Origin of the sequence: Asticcacaulis sp., assembly GCF_027484505.1 — a bacterium.
Lineage (GTDB): Bacteria > Pseudomonadota > Alphaproteobacteria > Caulobacterales > Caulobacteraceae > Asticcacaulis.
Genome location: NZ_JAIXSV010000275.1, coordinates 1 through 3430 on the forward strand (window position 1 = coordinate 1; position 3430 = coordinate 3430).

6 protein-coding genes are annotated in these 3430 nt (G+C 48.1%); 4 read left to right on the forward strand and 2 right to left on the reverse strand.

Annotated elements, in window-relative coordinates; all coding sequences use genetic code 11:
• From Q0072_RS16070 to Q0072_RS16085, 4 genes are all read left to right on the forward strand, one after another.
• The coding region (locus Q0072_RS16070) for a hypothetical protein (RefSeq protein ID WP_298332171.1) at positions 1 to 182 on the forward strand (182 nt) is incomplete at its 5' end.
• Positions 183 to 369: 187 nt separating this feature from the next.
• Positions 370 to 591, forward strand: a complete 222-nt coding sequence (locus tag Q0072_RS16075) for a hypothetical protein (RefSeq protein WP_298332173.1) — start codon at positions 370 to 372, stop codon at positions 589 to 591.
• A 101-nt stretch (positions 592 to 692) separates the two neighbouring features.
• The gene (locus Q0072_RS16080; RefSeq protein ID WP_298332176.1) at positions 693 to 1154 is read left to right on the forward strand and encodes an SET domain-containing protein; all 462 of its coding nucleotides are present in this window, start codon (positions 693 to 695) and stop codon (positions 1152 to 1154) included.
• 70 nt (positions 1155 to 1224) lie between these two features.
• Positions 1225 to 2466, forward strand: coding sequence for a hypothetical protein (locus Q0072_RS16085; RefSeq protein WP_298332179.1), 1242 nt, complete (start codon positions 1225 to 1227; stop codon positions 2464 to 2466).
• A gap of 207 nt (positions 2467 to 2673) precedes the next feature.
• Here Q0072_RS16085 and Q0072_RS16090 read toward each other — a convergent pair whose 3' ends face one another.
• Together Q0072_RS16090 and Q0072_RS16095 are read right to left on the reverse strand one after the other, a co-directional pair.
• Entirely contained in the window at positions 2674 to 3117 is a 444-nt protein-coding gene (locus Q0072_RS16090) for a hypothetical protein (RefSeq protein ID WP_298332182.1), read from the reverse strand.
• 75 nt (positions 3118 to 3192) lie between these two features.
• The coding region (locus Q0072_RS16095) for a hypothetical protein (protein WP_298332185.1) at positions 3193 to 3430 on the reverse strand (238 nt) is incomplete at its 5' end.

A 3430-nucleotide genomic window follows, 5' to 3' on the forward strand; every position in this document is an offset into this window, starting at 1 on the left:
AAAAAAAAATGAGCGAAAAGCAATTTCAATTTCACTCTCAAAATTGTCGCAACGCCGTTTCAAGGAAAAGTCGTGACGGTGAAGCGACCACATTTTTCTGTCGTGTGATGTGGTGTAATCAACTTGCTTTTCAAGTACCATTTGGAGTTACGGCTGATAAAGTAATGATGCAAATCGTTTAAACAACAGGCGTTTCTTGATGCAAAAGCAATACGGGACCGATCGAGCATCCGCACAGCATTTTCCTCACTGCTGCCTATGCCGACCACCCGGCCTGTTTTTCCCACCACAACAATCGCAAACATTTTTTTTTTACTTTTGTAAAACTCAGGGAAAATAAAAAAAATAAATTTTGAACGCACAAAGTTTTTGAAAAGAAAAGCAGCTGCTGAACAAATAATGCACGTCTGGCAAATTGCTCTTCTGGTTGTCATTTTTTCCGTCCTGTCTTTTGGCTTGGGTTTGCATTTGGGCCGACAAGCCCAAGGCTCTCGTGCAGCAACAAACGAAAAAGGAGGAGAGGTTGGAGAAAACAACGATTCGGACAAAAAGTTTGAAGATTTTTACACGGCGCGCAATCCGTATTTTTAACAACAACGGTTTTTTTCTAAAAAAAAAAAATAGATTTTTCAACATCATTTTTGTTTTCTGAAAGAAGAAGAAGAAGAAGAAGAAGAAGAGAAGAGAGGAATATGTGGCCACGCATCGGCTACAACGATTCTCGCATCGAAATCAGGCCTAGCACCACACAAGGTTGTGGGCTTTATGCGCGGGCTGATATTATGAAAGGAACTTTATTGTGCACATTTTCCGGCCGCCTTTTGAAGGACCGCACTCTACTCAGCGAAAATGCCCGGCGCTACGCCATTCGCGTTGCCAACACAGACTATGTGCTGGACTGCGAGCCGCCAGCCAACATTGAAGAATTAGAAAGTACTAGAGGCTGGGCTTGTTTTGCCAACTCGGACATGGTGGCCCCCAACGCGCGCCGCGATTACTTGCCTGTGAAAACATATGAGAAGAAAGTTCTTGGTCAGCCCACGTCGCCGCCGCGAATGTTGTCTGACGTTCAACCGCCAGTGTTGTGTCTTGTAGCTACTCGTTTTATTCCTGCTGATGAAGAGATTTGTTGGAATTATCCATGTATTTTTTAAATTATTAAAAAACAGAAAAGTATATTTTTTGGAACTGAAAGCGAAGAAAGAATAAAAGCGAGAAAAAAAAATGTCCATCACTTTTCCTCTGGTCAACCCGATTCCAATCACCGAAAATGCAGGATCGGTGATTGTGTGTCTTGTGCCAGGCTCGACACCTGCTTATGATGCCAGCACAAAAACCATGTCGCTGGTCATGACCATGTCCGAGCCCACCCTTTTTGCGCTGGCTTCCAACAGCGCCCTGACAGCCATCAATTACAAGGATGGCGTGTGCACCGTCTCGGGCCCGCCCATGTATGTGGTGCCGACCATGCTGCAAGGCATCAAATTCACCTACGATGAGCACAAGGACATTTCCAAAGCCAAGATTATGGTGGTGGGCCACGACGGCAACGCTTCGTTCTCGCAGACACTGACCTTTGCAAACCACACTCCGAACATCACAGCATCGATCGCTGCAGCCCGACAAACGACATTTACCATCGGCGTGCCGTCGCCTTTTCCCAACATTTCAATAACCAAAAATGGAGCCGATAACGCCACCGTCACCATCATTCCCGAAGTGCCGTCTGCACTGGCGAGCATCGGCACAACAGAAACCTTTGGCGCCTCGGTGCACGCCAACACGGTCAGCACAGCCGGCCGGGCCATGGCGCAGAACATTTATTCGGCAAAAGGGCCTGTGCACATCACCGGCACCAATGTCCTGTCTATTGCTTTTAAAGGCACCGTAGCCCAAGTCAACATGGCGCTGGCCGGCGCCAACTTTATTGCTCCGCAGGCTATCGGCAGCAACACGGTGCTGAATTTCAACATATTGGTGGCCGACGACACCAGCACGATTTTGGCCCAACGAATTACGTTGAACGGCATTCCGCCTGCCACTCAAACACCCTTGTCTTCGAAAAAAGAAGACGAAAAAGGCGAAGACGGATACCCCATTTTTGGTTCAATGAAAAAATCTCTTTTGCCGCCGGCTCCAGTCGACGGTGTGCCGTACACGATTCAAGTGCTGAATGGCACACCGACCTGGGTGCTGACTAAACCCACCACGACGACCACTGTCACCAGCATTGTGCCAGTCAATGTGGCCAGCAGCACTGTTTTCACATCGCTCTTTTCAAAAAAAGGCAGTGATGACATCACTCAAACGCCCGCTCTTACTGCGCCACCGCCAGCGCCATCGGCTGTCAGCGAGCCCAGTGTTGTAGATCGTGTGCTCACAGCTCTGATTATTATTTTTTGCCTGGCTGTTTTCGGGGTTCTGGGTTGGACAGTGTGGAAAGACTGGTCCGACACTGCTGCCTAACCACCACACCCGCAGCCTTTTTTAGACGCTTTGGATGCGGTTAATCCAGCGCCCGGCGTCTTTTGCCCTGGTTTTGCGGTGATAATCATAATGGCCATCAGCACAATCAATAAGCAAATGAGAGCCAAAAGCAATGAATTCATCTTGTTGGTCTTTGCGTTTTATTTTAAATTACAAAAAAGCCCTGAAAAAAAAACACATTTTTTTTTACTTGTTCAAAGGTCCATAGTGCGGCAGCTCCCGCAACGGCGCCAAGGGGCGTATTTGGCTCACTTGCATACCCATGCCAGTATTGTGGTTGAATCCGGCCTTGAGTTGGGCCAAGGTGTAAGCTGCTTTGCAGGCATTTTCCACACAGGCCGACAACGCAGGTGTGCCTGTTAAAAACCCGTTGCGCAAAATAAACAAATTCATTTGCAGCTGGTAGTCCATGGCGATTTGCGCCGGCGTCACTGAATCCTTGGCCGGCTCAAAAACAAAAATTGGCAGCGATCGGTGGCCGACTTTGACCATCTGTTCGCTAGCGCTGGCTGCGGCAATCTTAAACGAAGCCGCAATACGCACAAGCAAAACTACCAGCATCAACACCACAATGACGACGCACACAGAGGAACATGCCAAGTGCAGCACCTTTTTTGTTTCGACCTGCATTCTTTCTTTGTTTTTAGCACGACAGAGTCTCCTTTTTTTTTCTTTTTGGTTACTTTTTGGGAAATTTTTTTTTCTTCAAACACCACCCACATGTGAATAGCCGAGCAGAGCCGCCACGCTATCCTGCCGCTCTTTTTCAGTCAGGGGCAAAGCCATCAATTCCAAGAAGCGGCTGTTGCGCTGCCGGTCTCTGGCCTGAAGTATTTGCACCGATTGCTCGACGTTGGTGGAAATGGAGCGGTCTGGTAGCAGCGGGCTGTTCATCGACTGCGCCAGTTTCACATAATTGTCGATGCCGGCTTGTAAACTAGTC

Excerpts from the sequence above, each read along its gene's own strand:
- Q0072_RS16085 (WP_298332179.1), top strand. The coding sequence starts at position 1,225 with ATGTCCATCACTTTTCCTCTGGTCAACCCGATTCCAATCACCGAAAAT.
- Q0072_RS16090 (WP_298332182.1), bottom strand. The coding sequence starts at position 3,117 with ATGCAGGTCGAAACAAAAAAGGTGCTGCACTTGGCATGTTCCTCTGTG.
- Q0072_RS16080 (WP_298332176.1), top strand. The coding sequence starts at position 693 with ATGTGGCCACGCATCGGCTACAACGATTCTCGCATCGAAATCAGGCCT.